Source organism: Acidimicrobiales bacterium (assembly GCA_025455885.1).
Classification (GTDB): Bacteria; Actinomycetota; Acidimicrobiia; order Acidimicrobiales; family Acidimicrobilacustridaceae; genus Rhabdothermincola_A.
In genome coordinates this window covers 67,143-87,513 of sequence record JALOLR010000005.1, presented here as the reverse complement: position 1 = coordinate 87,513, position 20,371 = coordinate 67,143, and the positions used below count along the sequence as shown (strand labels likewise).

Here is a 20,371-nt window from a genome sequence, read left to right as displayed (position 1 = left end):
CGCACCTACGGTGGCCCGATGGCGTTGCTGCCGATGGTCCCCCTCGGGTCCGTGCTCGTCCCGGGCATGGTGCTGCCGCTCCACGTCTTCGAGGCTCGGTACCGCGCCCTCGTCACCGACTGCCTCGCCGGTGACGCCGAGTTCGGCGTGGTGTTGATCGAGCGGGGCAGCGAGGTCGGCGGCGGCGAGCTGCGCCGTGACGTCGGGACGGTGGCCCGCATCCTCGAGGCGGTGCACTTCGACGACGGACGCTGGGGGCTCGGGTGCGTGGGCGTGCGCCGGATCAGGGTGGAGCACTGGCTGCCCGACGACCCCTATCCGCGCGCCGAGGTGGTCGACTGGGAGGACGAGGCCGCCGAGGCGGACGTGGGGGAGCGGTTGGCGGCCGTGACGGCGAGCCTGCGGCAGGTGCTCGCCGCGGCCGCCGAGCTGGGCGAGCCGGTTGCCCCGGCGACCGTCGAGCTCTCCGACGACCCGGTCCTGGCCAGCTACCAGGCCACGGCGGTCGCGCCCTTCGGCCCCGTGGACGTGCACGCCCTCCTCGTGGAGCCGGGCCCCGACTCCCGACTGGCGAGGTTGGCGGCGATGCTCGACGAGGAGGCCGAGTTCCTCGCCCGTCGTCTGGCCATGTCCGCCGAGACGTTCGACCCCGAGGACGGCGGCGCCGGCGACGGCTGAGCGTGGCGGGGCTGCGTCGTCGTCGAGCGACGGGGGCCCGGTGGGTAGGGTGGCCGGGTTCGCCTCGTCGACCGACCGGAGAGCTGCGCACATGACACCGGTGCCCGAGACCGTCCAGGACCTGAAGGACCTGCTCGTCGCCTACGCCAAGCAGGAGACGGTCGATCCGCTGCGCAACCTGGGTCGGTTCCTCGGCTACGGGATCGGCGCCGCGGTGCTCTTCGGCCTCGGGACGCTGTTCCTGTCCCTCTCGGTGCTGCGGGCGCTGCAGACGTTGACCGGCGACGTGTTCGACGGCTTCTGGTCCTTCGTCCCGTACCTCGTCGTGCTGCTCGGGCTCGTGGCGGTCGGCGCCCTCGTCGTCTCCCGGATCGCCAAGGGGGGCCTCGGCACCCCCGTCGACAACGCCCCCCGGGAGACCCCGTGACCACCACCTCGACCCCCATCACCCGCGACGACATCGAGGCCAAGTTCCGCGACATCCAGAGCGAGGTCGACTCGATCGAGGACGACGTCCGCGACTACGTGGGGATCGCGCTCGCCGCCGTCGCGGTCACCATCGTCGTGGTCGCGTTCGCCCTCGGCAGCCGCCGTGGTCGCAAGCGGCGCACCGTCGTCGAGATCAGGCGGATCTGATGGGCGTGCTCGACAGCGCTCGCCGCATCGGGCTCTCGCGAGGGGTCTTCGGCGACAGCAGACCCTGGTTGGTCATCGGGGGCATCGCCTGGGGCATCCGGGCCGTGCAGTGGGCGTTGAAGCCGCCGCCCCAGGTCGTCGTGCGCGAGGTCCTCGAGCCGGGTCAGACCATCGTGATCGAGCACGGAGGCTCTCTTCCCGGCCGGCGGGAGCGGCGCCGCGCCGCGAAGGCGCAACGGCGCCTCGACCGGTCGGTCGGCTGACCGCCCCGGTCGTCGGCGCACCCTCCACCCGGAGGTCGAGTCCACGGACCGCCCCCGGCCTGCGATCATGTCGGGGTGAAGGTGCTGCTGCGCAACCCCCGACGAGAGGTCGACGTCGACGGCCCGATCACCGTCGTCAACCTCCTCGCCCGCTTCGATCTGAACCGCGAGTCGGTGCTGGTCGTGATGGACGGTGAGCTGGTGGCCGGCGACGCCACCCTGGCCGACGATGCCTCCGTCGAGATCCGGCCGGTCATCTCGGGGGGCCAGGCGTGAAGTGCGTGACCTGCCGGGAACCGGCGATCATCGACATCCGTCGGCACAACGCCAACTTCTGCGCCGAGCACTTCCTCGAGCAGTGTCGGCGCCAGGTCACCAAGGCCATCGAGGAGTTCGGGATGATCGAGCCCGGCGACCGTGTGCTGGTCGCCGTCTCCGGTGGCAAGGACTCCCTCGCCGTGTGGGACCTCCTCCACGAGCTCGGCCACTCGGCGGACGGCCTCTACGTGGGCCTCGGGATCGGCGAGTACAGCGACGTGTCCGGTGAGCACGCTCGCCGCTTCGCCTGCGAGCGGGGGCTCCGCCTCATCGAGGTCGACCTCCGCGACACCTACGGCTACGACATCCCCGAGGGCTCCCGTGCGGCGCGGCGTGCTCCGTGCTCCGCCTGCGGTCTCTCCAAACGCCACGTCTTCGACGCAGCCGCCCTCGACGGGGGCTACGACGTGCTGGTGACGGGCCACAACCTCGACGACGAGGCGGCGGTGCTGTTCGGCAACACGTTGCACTGGCAGACCGAGTACCTCGGTCGCCAGCACCCCGTGCTGCCCGCCCGAGACGGGTTCCCGAAGAAGGTCAAGCCGCTGGTCCGGCTCACCGAGCGCGAGTCGGCGGCCTACTGCATCGTGCGGGGCATCGACTACCTCGTCGACGAGTGCCCGATGTCGGTCGGCAACCGTCACCTCGTGTACAAGGAGGCCCTGAACGACATCGAGCGGGCGTCACCCGGTGCCAAGCACGCCTTCTACTTCGGCTTCCTGGCCCGGGCCTCCGAGCGCTTCGTCCCCGAGGCCGAGGAGGATCGCCTCGACCTGGCGGCCTGCATGTCGTGCGGGGCGCCCACCACGACCGAGACCTGCGCGTTCTGCCGTCTCGTCGAGAAGGCCGGTGGGCACCTCCCCGACGCGGCACCCGGCAGGCCGGTGCCCGTCCGGCTCGGCCGGGCGCCCTCGGGGTCCGACCGGTGACCCGGCCCTTCGAGGTCGGCGACCGCGTCCTGTTGATCGACCAGAAGAAGCGGCGCTACCTGATCGTGCTCAAGCCGGCCGGGGAGTTCCACTCCCACGCCGGCATCGTCGGCCACGACTCGCTGATCGGGCAGCCCGAGGGCACCACGGTGCGCTCCACCCGCACGCAGTCGTACCTCGCGATCCGACCCACCCTGTCGGACTTCGTGTTGAAGATGCCCCGTGGCGCCCAGGTGATCTACCCCAAGGACCTGGGGCCGATCCTGATGCTCGCCGACCTCTTCCCGGGGGCCAGGGTGCTCGAGTCGGGGCTCGGCTCGGGTGCGTTGTCGATGGCGATGCTGCGCGCCGGCGCCGACATCGTCGGCTACGAGCTCCGTGAGGACTTCGCCGAACGGGCCCGGGCGAACGTCTCGTCATTCCTCGGCGACGAGGCCATGAGCCGCTACCGGGTCGAGCTGCGCGACTGCTACGAGGGGATCGACGAGACGGACCTCGACCGGGTCGTGCTCGACCTCCCGGAGCCCTGGCAGGTGGTGCCCCACGCCGAGAAGGCGCTGCACCCCGGAGGGATCCTCCTCGCGTACACCCCGAGCATCGTGCAGGTGATGCAGCTCCGGGACGCCCTGGAGCACAGCGCCTTCGACCTCGCCGAGACCGTCGAGGTGCTCAACCGCACCTGGCACGTCGAGGGGCAGGCCGTCCGGCCCGACCATCGCATGGTGGCCCACACCGGGTTCCTGACCCACGCCCGGCTGCTCCAGGTGTGAGGCACCACCGCGCCCCGGGCCCGCGTTGAGCTGGCTCGACGTCATCCTCGTGGTCCTGGCGGTGGCGGCCGCCGTCGGTGGCTACCGCCTCGGGTTCGTGACCCGCGTCCTCTCGTGGATCGGTCTCGGCCTCGGGCTGGTCATCGCCGTGCGGTTGGCTCCTCCTCTCCTCGACCGCATGGCGGGCACGCGGCCGGCGGTCACGCTGGCGGTGGTCGTGTGCCTGCTGGTCGTCGGGGCCTCCCTCGGACAGGCGCTCGGCTTCCTGATCGGCGGTCGCCTCCGGCCCCGGCGCACCGACGGCGTCGGCGGCCGGGTCGACGGGGGGTTCGGTGCCCTGGCCGGCCTCGCCGGGTTGGTGGCCGTCGTCTGGCTCCTCCTCCCGGTGCTGGCCGTCGGCCCGACGTGGATCGCACGCCCCGTCACCACGTCCCTGGCCGCCCGGACGATCGACGAGCACCTCCCGCCGGCCCCCGATGCGATGGAGGCGCTGCGGGACCTCGTCGGCGACGATCCGTTCCCGGACGTCTTCGACGCCCTGCGGGCCACACCCGATCTCGGTCCGCCCCCGCCCGGATCGGGCCTCTCCGCGGCGACGAGCGACGAGGTGGCGCGTTCGGTGGTGAAGGTCGAGGGGACGGCCTGTGACCGGATCCAGGACGGCAGCGGCTGGGTGGTCGCGCCGGGTCGGGTGGTGACGAACGCCCACGTGGTCGCCGGGGAGACCGAGACCGAGGTCGTCCGCGACGACGGGCGACGCCTCGACGCCACGCTGGTCGCCTTCGATCCCGACCGCGATCTCGCCGTGCTCGACGTCGATGACCTCGACCGGCCGGCGCTCCCGGTGACGAACGAGGTGGCACCGGCGGGCACCATCGGCGGGGTGTTCGGCCACCCGGGGGGCGAGCCGTTGCGGATCGCCCCCTTCGAGGTCGCCCGCCCGTTGCAGGCCACCGGGCGTGACATCTACGACGACGTCACCACCCGGCGCGACGTGCTCGAGCTGGCGGCCGCGCTGCGACCGGGTGACTCGGGGTCGGCGCTGGTCGACCCGGGCGGTCGGGTGGTGGGGGTCGCCTTCGCGATCGCCCGCGACCGGTCGGAGGTCGCCTACGCGCTGGCCACCACGGAGCTGGCGGCGGTGCTCGAGGCGGCGGCGGCCGGGACCGAGGTGTCGGCCGGGGCGTGCCTGGGCTGAACGCGCAACGGGGGAGCCGGTGGCTCCCCCGTTCACGGGTGACGGTGTCGGGACCCGGGGGCCGGGGCCCCGTGGGTCACTCGACCTCGATGAAGATGCACTCGCCGGGGCACTCCTCGGCGGATTCGATGACGGCGTCGAGCTGGCCCTCGGGGATGTTGGCGAGGCCGGCGGCCCCACCCGGGTCGGAGAAGACCTTGTCGCCCTCGCGGACGTAGGCCAACCCGTCGTCGAGCAGGGTGAACACGTCAGGGGCGATCTCTTCGCAGAGACCGTCTCCGGTGCAGAGATCCTGGTCGATCCAGACCTTCATTCGCCGTTACCTCTTCGTGCGGGGAGTGGGACGGGAGCTGATCGTGGTCGATCCGGCGCCTGGGCGCCACCATAGCGCACCCGCCCCGGGTTTCCCCGGCACATTCGGGAGAAACTCCCGAACGGGGGAGCCCCGCCGGTCGTCGGACCACCCCATCGCCCGCCCGCGGGAGGGCCACGAATCGCCCGCAGGAGACCCGCGGCCAGGCCATGTCACCGCCATGTGAACCTTCGTCCCCGCTCCGCCGATCCGCCGAGGGCGCGGGATAGGGTCGCTTCTCGACGCCGTACCCGAGGAGGTGGGCCGTGCCCGCACCTGACGACGACACCCGCGCCGCACGCGAGCTGGCCGATGTGCACGACCAGATCGCCGCGCTGGAGGAGGAGGTGGTGTCGCTGCGTCGCCGCCTCCAGGACGCCCCCAAGCGGGTCCGCACGCTGGAGGAGCGCCTCCTCGAGACCAAGGGCCAGCTGTCCCAGGCGGTGAGCCAGAACGAGAAGCTCACCTACACCCTTCGAGAGGCCCGCGAGCACATCGCGGCCCTCCGCGAGGAGGTCGAGAAGCTCACGCAGCCGCCGTCGGCCTACGGCACCTTCCTCGGCCGCAACGACGACGGCACGATCGACGTGTTCTCGGGGGGCCGCAAGATGCGGGTGGCGCTGCACCCCGTGCTCGACGCCGACGAGCTCGCCCGCGGCGCGGAGGTCGTGCTGAACGAGTCGCTGAACGTGGTGCTCGCCCGGGCCCCGGAGCGCACGGGGGAGGTCGTCACCTTCAAGGAGCTCCTCGCCGACGGTCGACGGGCGATGATCCTCGGCCGTGCCGACGAGGAGCAGGTCGTCGAGCTCTCCGCCGACCTGGCCGACGTCAAGCTGCGGGCCGGCGACTCGGTGCTGCTCGATCCGCGGGCCGCGCTCCTCCTGGAGAAGCTGCCCCGCCCCGAGGTCGAGGAGCTCGTCCTCGAGGAGGTGCCCGACGTCTCCTACGCCGACGTCGGCGGTCTCGACGGCCAGATCGACCAGATCATGGATGCCGTCGAGCTCCCCTTCCTGCACCAGGACCTCTTCGCCGAGCACAAGCTCCCCGCCCCGAAGGGCATCCTGCTCTACGGCCCCCCGGGCTGCGGCAAGACCCTCATCGCCAAGGCGGTCGCCAACTCCCTCGCCAAGAAGGTGGCCGAGCTCGCCGGCACCCAGGACGCGAGGAGCTACTTCCTCAACATCAAGGGGCCGGAGCTGCTCAACAAGTACGTCGGCGAGACCGAGCGCCAGATCCGCCTGGTGTTCGAGCGGGCGCGCGAGAAGAGCGAGGAGGGCTGGCCGGTCATCGTCTTCTTCGACGAGATGGACTCGCTCTTCCGCACCCGGGGGACCGGCATCAGCTCCGACATGGAGTCGACGATCGTCCCGCAGCTCCTCGCCGAGATCGACGGCGTCGAGACGCTCAAGAACGTGATCGTGATCGGGGCGTCCAACCGTGAGGACCTGATCGACCCGGCCATCCTGCGACCGGGTCGCCTCGACGTGAAGATCAAGATCGAACGACCCGACGAGACGGCCGCGGCGCAGATCTTCGCCCGGTACCTGACCAGCGATCTCCCCCTCGACGCCCTCGAGGTGGAGAGCCTCGGCGGCGGCGACCCCGAGAAGGCCGTCAGGGCGATGATCGAGACGACGGTGGTCGAGATGTACCGCGAGGACGAGGCCAACCAGTTCCTGGAGGTCACCTACCAGAACGGTGACAAGGAGATCATGTACTTCAAGGACTTCTCGTCCGGAGCCATGATCGAGAACATCGTCCGGAGGGCCAAGAAGCTCGCCATCAAGCGATTCCTGGCCGAGGGCTCCCGCGGGATCCGGGTCGACGACGTGATCGAGTCGATCCACCAGGAGTACAAGGAGCACGAGGACCTCCCGAACACCACGAACCCCGACGACTGGGCGAAGATCTCGGGCAAGAAGGGGGAGCGGATCGTCTACATCCGCACCCTCGTCAAGCAGCCCGACGCCGACCCCCGCGGAGGTCGGAGCATCGAGCGGATCGCCACCGGCCAGTACCTCTGAGGCGACCGTGGCCATCGCCAAGATCTGCGGCATCGAAACGGAGTACGGCATCGTCCTGCGCGGTGTGGAGGACCCGAACCCCATCGCCGCCTCCTCGGTGCTCATCACCGCCTACCTCCAGGAGACCGCTGCCGCCGCCGGTCGTCCCGGAGCCGCGCCGAAGGTGGGGTGGGACTTCGAGGACGAACAGCCCGGCACCGACGCGCGCGGGTGGTCCCCGCTCGGGGCCGCGGCCCCCGAGGTCGAGACCCATCTGGTGAACGCCGTCCTGACCAACGGCGCCCGCTACTACGTGGACCACGCCCACCCGGAGTGCTCCACACCCGAGTGCGCCGACGCCCGCTCGGTCGTGGTGTTCGACCGGGCCGCCGAGAGGATCCTGCAGGTCTCGATGGAGGCCGCCAACCGGGTGCTGCCGGCGGGCCAGGAGATCGTGATCTACAAGAACAACTCCGACGGCAAGGGCAACTCCTACGGCTGCCACGAGAACTACCTGATGGACCGGGACGTGCCGTTCGGTCGCATCGTCGCCCACGCCACCCCGCACTTCATCACCCGTCAGATCTTCACCGGGGCCGGGAAGGTGGGGTGCGAGGCCGACGTCGCTCCCGAGGAGGTGCCCTTCCAGGTCAGCCAACGCGCCGACTTCTTCGAGGAGGAGGTCGGCCTGGAGACCACCCTGAAGCGCCCGATCATCAACACCCGCGACGAGCCCCACGCCGACGCCACCAAGTACCGCCGGCTGCACGTGATCATCGGCGACGCCAACCTCTCGGAGGTGGCGACCTTCCTGAAGGTGGGGACCACCGCGCTGGTGCTCGCCATGATCGAGGACGACTTCCTGCCGCGGCAGTTCGCCTTCGCCGCACCCGTCCCCACGCTGCGTGCCGTCAGCTACGACCTGTCGCTACGGGCGCCGCTGGCGCTGGCCGACGGGTCCACCGTGACCGCCCTCGACGTCCAGTGGGAGCTGCTCACCCGGGCCCGCAAGTACGCCGACGAGGTCGGGCTCGAGCCGGTCGGGGAGGCCGTGGGGACCGAGGTCCTGCGCCGCTGGGAGGCGGTGCTGACCGGCCTGGAGCGTGATCCGATGGCGCTCGCCGACCAGCTCGACTGGGTTGCCAAGTACCGGCTGATCGACGGCTACCGGCAACGTCACGACCTGGCGTGGGGCGACGCCCGCCTGGCTGCGCTCGACCTCCAGTACCACGACCTGCGCCCGTCCCGGTCCTTGGCGTCGCGGGTCGGGCTCGAGCGCCTCACGGCCGATGACGAGGTGGAACGGGCCATGTCGACCCCGCCCGACGACACACGGGCGTACTTCCGCGGGCGGTGCCTCCAGAAGTTCCCGGACGACATCGTCGCCGCCAACTGGGACTCGCTGGTCTTCGACACCGGCATCGAGCCCCTGCGCCGTGTCCCGATGATGGAACCCTCCCGCGGAACCGAGGCCCACGTGGGTAGGTTGATCCAGGAGAGCGAGACGTCCGCCGAGCTCCTCGAGCGGCTGGGCTCCTGACCCGACGAGCAGTGCCCGACGAGCAGTGGAGGAACCACAGGTCCATGGCCGAGCGTGAGCAGATCCGCAAGCCGAGCACCGAGCGCTCCGACGACGAGGTCGACGAGGTCCCGGTCGGCTCCGAGAAGGGCGACCAGCTCAAGGCGGAGCTGGACGACCTCCTCGACGAGATCGACGAGGTCCTCGAGACCAACGCCGAGGACTTCGTCCGCAACTTCGTCCAGAAGGGCGGCCAGTAGGCCGATGGGCACTCGGGCGCCGTCCGCCGTGGCGCGCCCCGCGCCCGACGCGACCGGACCGGGTCGAGCCGGCCCAGGGGTATCGTCCGCCCCGTGAGCATGTCCCTCTTCCCCCCCTCCGACGACCCGGGTCCGGACTTCGGGGCGCTGCTGCGTCGTGCCGGGTTGACGCCGGAACCGCCGGCCGTCGACGTCGCCTCGCGTCACGCCGTGACCCACGCCACCACGGTGGTCGCCATCCGCTTCAGCGACGGGGTGGTCATGGCCGGTGACCGCCGGGCCACCTCCGGCAACCTGATCTCGCACCGGGCCATCGAGAAGGTCTTCCCCGCCGACCGCCACAGCGGGGTGGCGATCGCCGGTGCCGCCGGACCGGCGATGGAGATGGTGAAGCTCTTCCAGCTCCAGCTCGAGCACTACGAGAAGGTCGAGGGCAGCGCTCTCAGCCTCGAGGGCAAGGCCAACCAGCTCGGCCAGATGGTGCGGGGCAACCTCGGTGCGGCGATGCAGGGCCTGGCGGTCGTGCCGCTCTTCGCCGGCTACGACGTGCGTCGGGGGATGGGGCGGCTCTTCCAGTACGACGTCACCGGCGGGCGTTACGAGGAGTCGAACTTCGCCGCCACGGGCTCAGGGAGCCTGCACGCCGGGACGGTCGTGAAGATCGGGTTCCGCGAGGGCCTCGACCGGGGCCAGGCGCTCGACCTGGCGGTGACGGCGCTGTTCCAGGCCGCGGACGACGATTCCGCAACCGGCGGGCCCGACCTCGTCCGCGGCATCTACCCGAGCGTCGCCACGATCACCGCGTCGGGGTTCGAGAAGGTGCCCGAGCCCGAGATCGCCGACCGCTTCGGCGAGCTGATCGAGGTGCTGGCGGCCCGGGAGCCCGCCATACCCGGTCGGCTCCCCGAGACCGCGACCGACACCCCGGGGGTGCAGCGATGAGCATGCCGTTCTACGTCGCCCCCGAGCAGGTGATGAAGGACCGTGCCGACTACGCCCGCAAGGGCATCGCCCGTGGTCGGTCGCTGGTGGCGGTGGTGTCCGACGACGGCATCGTGGTCGCCGCCGAGAACCCGTCGTCCACGCTGCGCAAGGTCAGCGAGATCTACGACCGCATCGCCTTCGCCGGGGTCGGCAAGTACAACGAGTTCGACCAGCTCCGCATCGCCGGCGTCCGCGCCGCCGACCTCAAGGGGTACTCCTACAGCCGGGAGGACGTGGACGCCCGCAGCCTGGCCAACAACTACGCATCGATCCTCGGTCAGGTCTTCACCCACGAGATGAAGCCGATGGAGGTGGAGATCCTCGTCGCCGAGGTGGGGGCCACCCCCGGGCTGGACCAGCTCTTCCACATCCTCTACGACGGCACCGTGATGGACGAATCGCAGTTCACCGTCCTCGGGGGCGAGGCCGAGGCCATCGCCGCCCGCCTCGCCGAGACCTGGACCGCGGGCGCCGACCTCGGCACGGCGCTGCGCATCGCGGTGGCTGCCCTCGCCGGGCCCGACCGCGTCCTCGACCCCGCCGAGCTGGAGGCGGCCGTGCTCGAGCGCACCGACCGCCGACGGGCCTTCCGCCGCCTCGAGGGCGACGAGCTCGCCGGTCTCCTGGGGTCCGGTCCCGTCGACGACGAGCCGGCCGACGACGAGCCCGCCGACGCCGACTGACCGGCACAGCGCCCTGGCGCCGGGCCCGAGGAGCCCGGCGATAGCGTGCCGTCATGGAGCGGCGGATCTTCGGACTCGAGAACGAGTACGGCGTCACGTGCACGCTCCGGGGGCAGCGCCGCCTGAGCCCCGACGAGGTGGCCCGCTACCTCTTCCGTCGCGTCGTGTCGTGGGGTCGCAGCTCGAACGTCTTCCTCGGCAACGGCGCCCGCCTCTACCTCGACGTGGGCTCCCACCCCGAGTACGCCACCCCGGAGTGCGACTCCGTGCACGACCTGGTGGTGCACGACAAGGCCGGTGAGCGCATCCTCGAGCAGCTCCTCACCAGCGCCGAGCAGCGCCTCGCCGAGGAGGGGATCAAGGGCGTCATCTACCTCTTCAAGAACAACACCGACTCGGCCGGCAACTCCTACGGGTGCCACGAGAACTACCTGACGAGCCGGCGTGACGACTTCACCCACTACGCCGACGTCCTCATCCCGTTCCTGGTGTCCCGACAGATCTACGCGGGCGCGGGCAAGGTCCTCCAGACCGCCCGGGGGGCCACGTTCTGCATCTCCCAGCGCGCCGAGCACATCTGGGAGGGCGTCTCCTCGGCCACCACCCGCAGCCGGCCGATCATCAACACCCGCGACGAGCCCCATGCCGACGCCGAGCGCTACCGCCGCCTCCACGTGATCGTCGGTGACTCGAACATGAGCGAGCACGCCACCTTCTTGAAGGTCGGCGCCACGAGCATCCTGTTGCGGATGCTCGAGGAGCCCAACGTGGTGCTGCGCGACATGACCCTCGAGAACCCGATCCGGGCCATCCGCGAGATCAGCAACGACATCACCTGCACCCGCAAGGTCCGCCTCGCCAACGGTCGGGAGGCGAGCGCCCTCGAGATCCAGTCCGAGTACCTCGAGCGGGCCCTCAAGTACTCGGAGCGTCGCGACCTCTCCCCGCTCGAGACCCGGGCCCTCGGCATGTGGGAGCAGGCGCTCACCCAGATCGAGAAGGACCCCCTCGGCCTCGACCGCGAGTCCGACTGGGTCATCAAGTACAAGCTGGTCGAGGCCTACCGGGCCAAGCACGACCTGCCCCTCAACCACCCCCGGGTGGCGCTCCTCGACCTGCAGTACCACGACATCAGCCGCGATCGCGGCCTGTTCTACAAGCTGCAGAACCGGGGTCTGGTCGAGCGGGTGTGCACCGACGAGGAGATCGACGTGGCCGTGGAGACGCCGCCGCAGACCACCCGCGCCCGCCTGCGCGGCGAGTTCATCCGCACCGCCAAGGAGCGCAAGCGCGACTACACGGTCGACTGGGTCCACCTGAAGCTGAACGACCAGGCGCAGCGCACCGTGCTGTGCAAGGACCCGTTCAAGAGCCACGACGAGCGCGTCGAGAAGCTCATCGCCTCGCTCTGACGACGTTCGATGGCCACCAGCGACAAGCTCGAGCGGATGATGAACCTGGCGGCGGCGCTGTTGAGCGCCGAACGGCCGCTCACCGCGGCACAGATCGCCGTCCGGGTGGCGGGCTACCCCGCGGACAAGGTGGCGTTCCGCAAGGCGTTCGAGCGGGACAAGGCCGAGCTGCGCGAGCTGGGCGTCCCCATCTCCATGGAGCCCCTCGGCGACACCTACCCGCCCGAGGACGGCTACCGCATCGACCGGGGGGCCTACGAGCTCCCGGATCCCGGCCTCGAACCCGACGAGCTCGCGGCGTTGAACCTGGCGCTGCGGGCGGTGCGCCTCGGCGACGGCCCCGACGCCCCGGACGGCACGGAGGCGCTCTGGAAGCTCGGGGGCGTGGTCCACCCCGACGCCGCCGCCGCGGTGGGCCCGGCGGGTCCCGCCACCACGACCCTCGCCTCGGTCCCGCTCGATCCGGCGCTCGTGCCCCTCTTCACCGCGGTGATGGAACGCCGCACCGTCTCGTTCGGCTACGACGCCGGCCGGGGCGAGCAGCGCCGCACCGTCGATCCCTGGCGCCTCGACAACCAGCGGGGGCGGTGGTACCTCACCGGGCACGACCACGACCGCGGCGAGGAGCGCAACTTCCGCCTCGACCGCCTGACGACCGAGGTGGAGCTCGGTGAGCCGGCGGACTTCGAGCGGCCGTTCGTGCCCGGACCCGGCTTCGGCCGGCCCTGGCAGTTCGACGAGGGGGAGCCGGTGATGGCCGAGCTGCTCGTCGACGCGGACCAGGTGCACCTCGCCCGCCTGCAGCTCGGCGAGGTGGAGACCGTCGACCACCCCGACGGTTCGGCCACCTTCACCGTGCCGGTCACGTCGTGGCCGGCCTTCCGGGGGTTCGTCGTGAGCTTCCTCGACAAGGCCGAGCTCGTCGGCCCCCCGGAGCTGCGGGAGGACCTCGTCGCGTGGGTGTCGGCGCTGGCGGCGGCCGAGTGAGCGCGAAGACGCCCCGGCTGACCGCCACCGAGCGGTTGCGGCGCATGCTGGCCATCGTCCCGTGGGTGGCGGCGCAGCCCGACGGGGCCACGATCGACGAGATCTGCGCTCGCTTCGACCTCGACCGCGCCCAGCTCCTCGAGAGCCTCGACACGGCCTTCATGGTCGGTCTCCACCCGTACACCCCGGACGCCCTCATCGACGTGCTGATCGAGGAGGACCGTGTGCAGATCCGGCTGCCCGACTTCTTCACCCGGCCGCTACGCCTCACCGCCGAGGAGACCCTGGCGTTGCTCGTGGCCGGGCGGTCGCTGGCGAACCTCGAGGGCGACGACGTGGACGGACCCTTGGTGAGGGGCCTGCGCAAGCTGTCGGCGACGGTGGGCACCGATCGGGCCGTCGACGTCGAGCTCGGTCAGGCCGCCGGCGCCCTCGTGCCCGTCATCCAGGGGGCGGTGGCCGATCGCCGGCGCGTCGCCCTCGACTACTACAGCTACGGGCGCGACGAGCTCACCCACCGGCGGATCGACCCATGGCGGCTCCACGCCGAGCAAGGGGCCTGGTACCTCGAGGCCTGGTGCCACTCCACCGGCGACGTGCGGGTCTTCCGCCTCGACCGCGTCGCCGACCTCGAGGTGCTCGAAGAGCACTTCGAGCCGCCCGACGAACCGGTCGGGCGCTCGATCTTCACGCCTGCAGCCGACGATCCCCGCGTGCGCCTCGACCTCGCCGCCGAGGCGCGGTGGGTCGCCGAGCAGTACCCGGTGGAGGAGCTGGAGGAACTGGACGGCGGCGCGATCCGGGTCACCCTGGCCGTCACGGCACGCCCCTGGCTGGAACGGCTGCTCCTGCGCCTCGGTCCGGCCGCCACGGTGGTGGACGCCCCGGACACCCTCGTCGGGGTGCGCCGCGACGCCGCCCGCCGGATCCTCCAGCGCTACGACGGGTAGCATCGACCACTCGTGCTCCCGTCGCCCGCCCCTGCGTCGCTCTCGTCGTGACCATCCCCGCCCCCGCTCCCGACGCCGCCGCCCCCGAGGGCGACGAGCCCCGGCCCCGCGGCCTCGCCCGCTACCTGGGGCCCGTCGGGGCGAACATCGTCGAGTGGATCGTGGTGGTGGCCGGGGCCGTCGCCCTGGCCCTGCTCATCAAGGCCTTCGTCCTCCAGGCGTTCTTCATCCCGTCGCTGTCGATGGCGCCGACCCTCGAGGTGGGGGACCGGGTCATGGTGAACAAGCTCGCCTACCGCGTCGGCGACGTCTCCCGCGGCGACATCGTCGTGTTCGAACGGCCTCCCTCGGAGTCGGCGAGCAACATCCCCGACCTCATCAAGCGGGTCGTGGGCCTCCCCGGCGAGTCGATCGTCATCGAGAACGACACGGTGTTCGTCGACGGCCAGCCCCTCGACGAGTCCTACCTCCCCGCCGGCACGGTGACCACCACGGCCACCGCCCCGCTGAAGTGCTCTCGTGCCGAGCCCTGCACCGTCCCCGAGGACCGGGTCTGGGTGATGGGCGACAACCGGACCGACTCGAAGGACAGCCGCTTCTTCGGACCGATCGAGGAGTCCTCCATCGTCGGGCGGGCCTTCGTGCTCGTCTGGCCGCTCAACCGGCTCTCGCTGCTCTGACCCGAGCGGTCCTCGCGACCGGGGCGCGTCAGGTCGGGTGGCGGCGGTCGATGCGGGCCATCATCCGGTCGACGTGGTCGCTGAAGACCCCGTCGATCCCGGTGTCGAGCAGGTTGTCGATGGTGCGGTCGAACTGCACGTCCCAGCCGAGGGCGAGGAGCTCGAAGCGGTGGACCATCGCCACCAGTCCCGCCGACCAGTCGGAGTGGTGCAGGTTGAGGGCGTCGACCCCCGTCGCCGAGAGTCGGGCCAGATGGCGCTCCGGGCCCCCCTCGAGGCGCGACGCCCGTGTGGAGTGCACGAGGCGCACCGAGGGGGACAGCTCGCGCCACGACGCCACCAGCTCCCGATCCGGGTGGCACAGCCACAGCCGGGCCTCGGCACCCACGTCGCGGGCGCAGGCCACGATCTCCGCGGCCGCCCGCTCGTCCTTGACGTCGAGGGAGAGCTCGAGGTCGGGGCCGCACGCCTCGTACAGGTCGGCGAGGGTCGGGATGTGGGGCGGGAGCTCGTCGCGGCGTGCCGTCCCGATGGGTCGCCTGCGCAACCGCCCCCCGATCACGCCGTCGTGGTCGAGCACCGCCTGACCGTCGGCGGTCAGCCAGACATCGCTCTCGAGACCGGTCGCTCCCAGGCGTGTGGCCAGGAGGAACGCGTCGATCGTGTTCTCCGGGGCGTGGGCGCTGGCCCCCCGGTGCGCGAAGCCGATCGGCGGCACGAGGACCGATCGCTGGCGGGGCATCGCCAGAGCTTGCCCGGCTCGCTTCCCGCAGGCCATTTCGCGGTGTCGGGATGTCTCAAGACCGGCGGCGGAGGGGCCGAGAATGATGGGGAGCAGCAGTGACCGAAGGCCTGAGGAGCTACCCGGACCATGGCGACCATCCGAGCGACGTGCCCGACCTGCGGCGATGTGGAGCTGACCACGGCGGACGTGTCCGTCTGGGTCAACGCCATCGACCACCGGGGCACCTACTCGTTCACCTGCCCGGGCTGCGTCGACCTCGTCGTGAAGCCCGCCGAGCCCCGCACCATCGACCTGCTGCTCGCCTCGGGGGTGGCCTACGAGCTGTCCGTGCCCGAGGTGTCCGCGGGCCCCGCCGACGCCGTCGGGCCGATCAGCAGCCGGGAGGTCGCCGGCTTCTCGGAGCTGCTCAGCGACGACGCCCAGGTCTGGGCGGCGTTCGAGGCCGCCGAGTCACCCCCGCACGACCGGGGCTGACCGGTGGCGGGGACCGCCGCACGAAGCGGTCCCGCGAGCCCCTCACGCTAGGATTTCGGGGTGTTCAACGTCGGCGGAGGAGAGCTCCTGGTCGTTCTCCTCCTGGCGCTCGTGTTTCTCGGCCCCGACCGCCTCCCCGACGCGGCCAAGAAGGTCGGACGCATGATGGGCGAGGTCCGGCGCATGACCTCCGGTTTCCAGGAGGAGGTCCGCACCGCCATGGACCTGAAGGGGACCGACGACGCCGTCCGCCGGGCCGAGCCCGGCCCGCAGCTCATCGGCCCACCGCCCGACCTCCCCGAGCCGACGGCCCCACCCCCCGCCGCCCCGAGCGAGGCGCACGGCGTCGAGGCGACCGGGACCGACGACGGCCGACGTGACGAGGCCGGGCACGGCGACACCAGTGCCGCCTGAGCCGGGGAGCCGCCCGTGAGCGCCGTCCCCGAGGCCGAGCCGCGCAGCGGCGGCGGCCACATGACGATCTGGGAGCACATCGCCGAGCTGCGCTCCCGGCTGATCAAGGTGATCGTGGCCGTGGTCGCCGGGGCGATCGTCGGCTGGGTGCTGTTCCCGTACGTGCTCGACTTCCTGCTCCAGCCCTTCCTCGAACTGGTGCCCGACGGCACCCTCGTGGCCACCAGCCCGCTGCAGCCCTTCGCCACACGGCTCCGTGTCGCGGGGTACCTGGGGATCGTCTTCGCCATGCCGGTCATCCTCTGGCAGCTCTGGCGGTTCATCACACCCGGGCTCTACCCGCACGAGAAGAAGTACGCCATCCCGTTCACCGTCAGCGCGCTCGTGCTCTTCCTGGCCGGCGCCACGATCGCCTACTACACGCTCAACCCGGCGCTGAACTTCCTCATCGAGATCGGCGGCCAGGACATCGAGCCGTTCTACACACCGGACAGCTACCTCATGCTGATCGTGTGGATGATGGTCGCGTTCGGCGTCGGCTTCGAGTTCCCCGTCGTCCTGGTCGCCCTGCAGCTCATCAACGTCCTGACCCCCCGCCAGCTCCTCGGCTGGTGGCGGATGGCGACGGTGATCATCGTGCTCGCCGCGGCGGTCATCACCCCGAGCGGCGATCCGATCTCGATGCTGGCCCTGGCCGTGCCGATGTTCTTCCTCTACTTCATCAGCATCGGGATCGGTGCCCTCGCCCTCAAGCTGCGGCGGCGCAAGGCGAAGCGGGCCGCCGCCACCCCGTGACGGCCCCGCCCGAACGGGGCTTCCGCCTCGACCGCTTCCAGGTCGAGGCCGTCGAGGCGATCGACGCCGGCCGGTCGGTCCTGGTGAGCGCCCCGACCGGCGCCGGCAAGACGGTGGTGGCCGAGCACGCCATCGGGGTGGCCCGCGCCGGCGGGGGACGGGCCTTCTACACCACCCCCATCAAGGCCCTCTCGAACCAGAAGTACCACGACCTCGTCGAACGCCACGGCGACGCCGAGGTCGGTCTCCTCACCGGCGACACGTCGGTGAACGGTGACGCACCGATCGTGGTGATGACCACCGAGGTGCTGCGCAACATGATCTACAGCCGGTCGCGGGCGCTCGACGGCCTGCGGTGGGTGGTGCTCGACGAGGTGCACTACCTGCAGGACGCCTACCGGGGCCCGGTGTGGGAGGAGGTCATCGTCCACCTCCCCCCTGCCGTGCGGCTGGTGTGCCTGTCGGCCACCGTCTCCAACGCCGACGAGGTGGCCGGGTGGATCGAGACGGTCCGAGGGCCCACCGCCGTCGTCGTGGAGGAGACCCGCCCGGTCACCCTCGACAACTGGTACCTGGTGGACGATCGCCACGGCGACGGGCTGGTGATGCTGCCGACACTCGTGGGCGGCCGGGCCAACCCCGACGGCACCCGCTACGACGGCGAACCGACCGACGGATGGCGACGACGCGGCGGGGATCGGCCCCGGCGGCGCTTCGCCACCCCCCGACGGGTGGATGTCGTCGACCTGCTCGCCGACCGGGACATGCTCCCCGCCATCTACTTCATCTTCAGCAGGGCCGCCTGCGACGACGCCGTCACGTCGTGCACGAACGCCGGGATGCGCCTCACCGACCCCGACGAGCGGGAGCGGATCCGACGGATCGTCGAGCACCACGTGGACCGCCTGTCGGACGGCGACCTCGCCGCTCTCGGCTACGACCGGTGGCTCGCCGCCCTGGAGGCGGGCATCGCCGCCCACCACGCCGGGATGGTCCCGCCCTTCAAGGAGGCCGTCGAGGCGTGCTTCGTCGAGGGACTCGTGAAGGTCGTGTTCGCCACCGAGACGCTCGCCCTCGGCATCAACATGCCGGCGCGCTCGGTGGTGATCGAGAAGCTCACCAAGTTCACCGGAGAGCGCCACGAGTCACTGACGCCCGGGCAGTACACGCAGCTCACCGGGCGGGCGGGTCGGCGGGGCATCGACCCCAACGGCCACGCCCTGGTGCTGTGGTCGCCCTTCGTCGGCTTCGACGAGGTGGCGGCGCTGGCGTCGAGTCGCAGCTTCCGGCTCACCAGCTCGTTCCGGCCGACCTACAACATGGCCGCCAACCTGGTGCGCCGCTACTCCGCCGAGGAGGCCCACCGGCTCCTGGGGCTCAGCTTCGCCCAGTACCAGACCGACCGCGACGTGGTGCGCCTCGAGCACCGGCTCCGCCGACGCCGGGAGGGCCGCGCCGAACTGGTGGACGCGGCGACGTGCAGCCTCGGCGACGTGGCCGAGTACGAGGCCCGGCTGGCGGCCCGCACTTCCGGTCGCCCCGGCCGGCGGACCGGATCGATCGAGGACGGCCTGGCCGGGCTCCGCCCCGGTGACGTCGTCCTCGTCGACCTCCACCCGACACCGATGGTCGTCCTCTCCGTCGCGCAGCGCCGCGCGGGCACCGTGCGGGTCAAGGCCCTCACCGCAGCGCGTCGGCTGCTGCGCATCGGGGCCGACGACCTCGCCGAGACCCCCACCGTGGTGGGCCGCCTCACGCTCCCGGAACCGTTCACGCCGTCGAAGCCCGCCTACCAGCGCCAGGTGGCGGACGCCCTCGCCGCGCTCGGTGCCTCCGAGCGGGGCGCGCCGGCCGCCGACGGACGCAGGTCCGACGAGGCCGACGACCACCCGGTCGCGGGCTGCCCGGACCGTGACGCCCATCTCCGCGCCTCGGCCCGCCTCCGGCGCCTCGACCGGGAGCTCGGCCAGCTCGAACGGGAGGTAGGGCAGCGCACGCAGTCACTGGCCGCCGTCTTCGACCGGGTGCTGCAGATGCTCGAGGCGTGGGGCCACCTCGACGGGTGGGCGTTGACCGAGCGGGGCGAGCAGCTGGTCCGGATCTACCACGAGTCCGATCTGTTGATCGCCGAGGCACTGGGCGAAGGCCTTCTCGCCGGGCTCGAGCCGGCGGCCCTGGCCGGTGTCGTGTCCGGCTTCGTCTACGAGCCCCGCAACTCCGGGCCCGACCTCGAGCCGTGGTTCCCCTCGGCGGCCGCCTCGGACGCCGCCCGCCGTCTCGCCGAGCTCGCCGCCGCCGTCGCCTCGGACGAGCGCTCCCTCGGGCTCCCCGAGACCCGCGTCCCGGACTGGGGGTTCAGCGGCCTGGCTCACGGGTGGGCGGCCGGCGACGAGCTCGACCACCTCCTCGGCGAGGACCTGCCCGGCGGGGACTTCGTGAGGACCACCCGTCAGCTGCTCGACCTCCTGCGCCAGCTCGCCGACGCATCGGCCGATCCTGACCTCGTGGCGTCGGCGCGGGCGGCGACGAACGCCGTCCACCGCGGGGTGGTGGCGGCCTCCTCGGCGATCGCCTCCGGTTCCGATCCCGACGCCTCCGCGGGAGTGGGGGACGACGAGACCGCCGGGGCTCCCGACCGCGGCGCCGGCGGCGTGGACGAGGCCGGACCCCGGTGACCATCCGCAAGGGGGAGCCGTGGGGGCACCACGGGGCCCTGCCCGACGACGGTGTGGTCGTCCGCAGCGACGCCGAGGCGAGGGCCGTGGTGCGTGCCGCGCACGGGGAGGGCCGCACCGTGCCGCCACTGGGGTTGCTGGGGGGCGACCTGTGCCGGACGCTGGGAGGCCTGGGGGACCTGGGTCGCCTGCGTTCCGAGGCGGCCATGACCTTCCCGGTCGATCTCGTCCACGTCGAGGTCGACGGGCGGCCCGACGTCGTGGTCGCCCATCTCGTGGCCCGCCGGCGCTGGTGGCGCGGGCGAGCGGTCGTGGTGATGAACGCGCAGTGGCTGGGGGAGTGGGACCTCGGGCCGCGGTCGCACCCCGACGACGGCCTGGTCGACGTGACCGATGGCCGGCTCTCGGCCACCGACCGCTGGACGGCGCGGCGCCGGGCCCGGACGGGCAGCCACCTGCCCCACCCCGGGCTGCGCACCGCCCGCACGGCGGCGCTGTCCCTCGACTTCTCGCCCGCGCTCGACATCCGCCTCGACGGGGTCCTGGTCGGGCGGGCCCACCACGTCGACGTGCGGGTCGAGCCCGACGCTCTGACCGTCGTCGTCTGACGTCCCGCTCCGGTCACCGGTTCCCGGGGCCGGTAACG

Annotated in this window: 24 protein-coding genes; 22 read left to right on the top strand and 2 right to left on the bottom strand. The window is 71.8% G+C overall.

The genetic code is table 11. The features are described 5' to 3' along the window. The first annotated feature begins 18 nt into the window (after window positions 1–18). The 8 genes from MUE36_05715 to MUE36_05680 all read left to right on the top strand — a co-directional run bounded on the left by MUE36_05715 (window position 19) and on the right by MUE36_05680 (window position 4,792). Window positions 19–678, top strand: a complete 660-nt coding sequence (locus MUE36_05715; protein ID MCU0310420.1) for an LON peptidase substrate-binding domain-containing protein — start codon at window positions 19–21, stop codon at window positions 676–678. Window positions 679–769: 91 nt separating this feature from the next. After that, window positions 770–1,105 carry a phage holin family protein gene (locus MUE36_05710; protein ID MCU0310419.1) on the top strand — a complete coding sequence of 112 codons (336 nt, stop codon included), beginning with the start codon at window positions 770–772 and terminating at the stop codon, window positions 1,103–1,105. Next, complete coding sequence (locus MUE36_05705) at window positions 1,102–1,314, top strand: hypothetical protein (GenBank protein MCU0310418.1); 213 nt, start codon at window positions 1,102–1,104, stop codon at window positions 1,312–1,314. Before MUE36_05710 ends, MUE36_05705 begins: the two co-directional genes overlap by 4 nt. Next, window positions 1,314–1,577 (top strand): hypothetical protein, encoded by a 264-nt coding sequence (locus MUE36_05700; GenBank protein ID MCU0310417.1) that lies wholly within the window; start codon window positions 1,314–1,316, stop codon window positions 1,575–1,577. The genes MUE36_05705 and MUE36_05700 overlap by 1 nt, the downstream gene beginning before the upstream one ends. Before the next feature lie 75 nt (window positions 1,578–1,652). Beyond that, the gene (locus MUE36_05695) at window positions 1,653–1,853 is read left to right on the top strand and encodes a MoaD/ThiS family protein (GenBank protein MCU0310416.1); all 201 of its coding nucleotides are present in this window, start codon (window positions 1,653–1,655) and stop codon (window positions 1,851–1,853) included. Then, the gene (locus tag MUE36_05690) at window positions 1,850–2,824 is read left to right on the top strand and encodes an adenine nucleotide alpha hydrolase family protein (protein ID MCU0310415.1); all 975 of its coding nucleotides are present in this window, start codon (window positions 1,850–1,852) and stop codon (window positions 2,822–2,824) included. The genes MUE36_05695 and MUE36_05690 overlap by 4 nt, the downstream gene beginning before the upstream one ends. Continuing rightward, the gene (locus MUE36_05685; GenBank protein ID MCU0310414.1) at window positions 2,821–3,594 is read left to right on the top strand and encodes a tRNA (adenine-N1)-methyltransferase; all 774 of its coding nucleotides are present in this window, start codon (window positions 2,821–2,823) and stop codon (window positions 3,592–3,594) included. Before MUE36_05690 ends, MUE36_05685 begins: the two co-directional genes overlap by 4 nt. A 25-nt stretch (window positions 3,595–3,619) precedes the next feature. Further along, a complete protein-coding gene (locus MUE36_05680; protein ID MCU0310413.1) occupies window positions 3,620–4,792 on the top strand; it encodes a MarP family serine protease in 1,173 nt (390 codons plus the stop codon). A gap of 76 nt (window positions 4,793–4,868) precedes the next feature. Here MUE36_05680 and MUE36_05675 read toward each other — a convergent pair whose 3' ends face one another. After that, on the bottom strand, window positions 4,869–5,105 hold the full coding sequence (locus tag MUE36_05675; protein ID MCU0310412.1) for a ferredoxin: 237 nt from the start codon (window positions 5,103–5,105) through the stop codon (window positions 4,869–4,871). 305 nt (window positions 5,106–5,410) lie between these two features. On the opposite strand from MUE36_05675, the gene arc reads away from it, so the two are divergent. The 9 genes from arc to lepB all read left to right on the top strand — a co-directional run bounded on the left by arc (window position 5,411) and on the right by lepB (window position 14,622). Continuing rightward, the gene (gene arc, locus MUE36_05670) at window positions 5,411–7,168 is read left to right on the top strand and encodes a proteasome ATPase (protein ID MCU0310411.1); all 1,758 of its coding nucleotides are present in this window, start codon (window positions 5,411–5,413) and stop codon (window positions 7,166–7,168) included. A 7-nt stretch (window positions 7,169–7,175) separates the two neighbouring features. Then, window positions 7,176–8,687, top strand: coding sequence for a proteasome accessory factor PafA2 (locus MUE36_05665; protein ID MCU0310410.1), 1,512 nt, complete (start codon window positions 7,176–7,178; stop codon window positions 8,685–8,687). A gap of 44 nt (window positions 8,688–8,731) precedes the next feature. Further along, complete coding sequence (locus MUE36_05660; GenBank protein MCU0310409.1) at window positions 8,732–8,926, top strand: ubiquitin-like protein Pup; 195 nt, start codon at window positions 8,732–8,734, stop codon at window positions 8,924–8,926. Window positions 8,927–9,025: 99 nt separating this feature from the next. Then, complete coding sequence (gene prcB, locus MUE36_05655; GenBank protein ID MCU0310408.1) at window positions 9,026–9,868, top strand: proteasome subunit beta; 843 nt, start codon at window positions 9,026–9,028, stop codon at window positions 9,866–9,868. Next, entirely contained in the window at window positions 9,865–10,593 is a 729-nt protein-coding gene (gene prcA, locus MUE36_05650) for a proteasome subunit alpha (protein MCU0310407.1), read from the top strand. Before prcB ends, prcA begins: the two co-directional genes overlap by 4 nt. 53 nt (window positions 10,594–10,646) lie before the next feature. Beyond that, window positions 10,647–12,005, top strand: coding sequence for a Pup--protein ligase (pafA, locus tag MUE36_05645; protein MCU0310406.1), 1,359 nt, complete (start codon window positions 10,647–10,649; stop codon window positions 12,003–12,005). Window positions 12,006–12,014: 9 nt separating this feature from the next. Continuing rightward, entirely contained in the window at window positions 12,015–12,992 is a 978-nt protein-coding gene (locus MUE36_05640) for a WYL domain-containing protein (protein MCU0310405.1), read from the top strand. Further along, window positions 12,989–13,942, top strand: coding sequence for a WYL domain-containing protein (locus tag MUE36_05635; protein ID MCU0310404.1), 954 nt, complete (start codon window positions 12,989–12,991; stop codon window positions 13,940–13,942). Before MUE36_05640 ends, MUE36_05635 begins: the two co-directional genes overlap by 4 nt. A gap of 47 nt (window positions 13,943–13,989) precedes the next feature. Further along, a complete protein-coding gene (gene lepB, locus MUE36_05630; protein MCU0310403.1) occupies window positions 13,990–14,622 on the top strand; it encodes a signal peptidase I in 633 nt (210 codons plus the stop codon). A gap of 28 nt (window positions 14,623–14,650) precedes the next feature. Here lepB and MUE36_05625 read toward each other — a convergent pair whose 3' ends face one another. Next, window positions 14,651–15,364 carry a glycerophosphodiester phosphodiesterase gene (locus MUE36_05625; GenBank protein ID MCU0310402.1) on the bottom strand — a complete coding sequence of 238 codons (714 nt, stop codon included), beginning with the start codon at window positions 15,362–15,364 and terminating at the stop codon, window positions 14,651–14,653. Window positions 15,365–15,493: 129 nt separating this feature from the next. Here MUE36_05625 and MUE36_05620 point away from each other — a divergent pair, with 129 nt between their 5' ends. From MUE36_05620 to MUE36_05600, 5 genes are read left to right on the top strand one after another with little or no spacing between them, the layout of a single operon-like run. Further along, entirely contained in the window at window positions 15,494–15,841 is a 348-nt protein-coding gene (locus MUE36_05620; protein MCU0310401.1) for a hypothetical protein, read from the top strand. Between the two features lie 60 nt (window positions 15,842–15,901). Further along, window positions 15,902–16,255 carry a Sec-independent protein translocase protein TatB gene (gene tatB, locus MUE36_05615; GenBank protein MCU0310400.1) on the top strand — a complete coding sequence of 118 codons (354 nt, stop codon included), beginning with the start codon at window positions 15,902–15,904 and terminating at the stop codon, window positions 16,253–16,255. 15 nt (window positions 16,256–16,270) lie between these two features. Beyond that, window positions 16,271–17,050, top strand: coding sequence for a twin-arginine translocase subunit TatC (tatC, locus tag MUE36_05610; GenBank protein MCU0310399.1), 780 nt, complete (start codon window positions 16,271–16,273; stop codon window positions 17,048–17,050). Next, on the top strand, window positions 17,047–19,725 hold the full coding sequence (locus MUE36_05605; GenBank protein ID MCU0310398.1) for a DEAD/DEAH box helicase: 2,679 nt from the start codon (window positions 17,047–17,049) through the stop codon (window positions 19,723–19,725). Before tatC ends, MUE36_05605 begins: the two co-directional genes overlap by 4 nt. After that, window positions 19,722–20,333, top strand: a complete 612-nt coding sequence (locus MUE36_05600) for a hypothetical protein (GenBank protein MCU0310397.1) — start codon at window positions 19,722–19,724, stop codon at window positions 20,331–20,333. The genes MUE36_05605 and MUE36_05600 overlap by 4 nt, the downstream gene beginning before the upstream one ends. The last annotated feature ends 38 nt before the right edge of the window (window positions 20,334–20,371 follow it).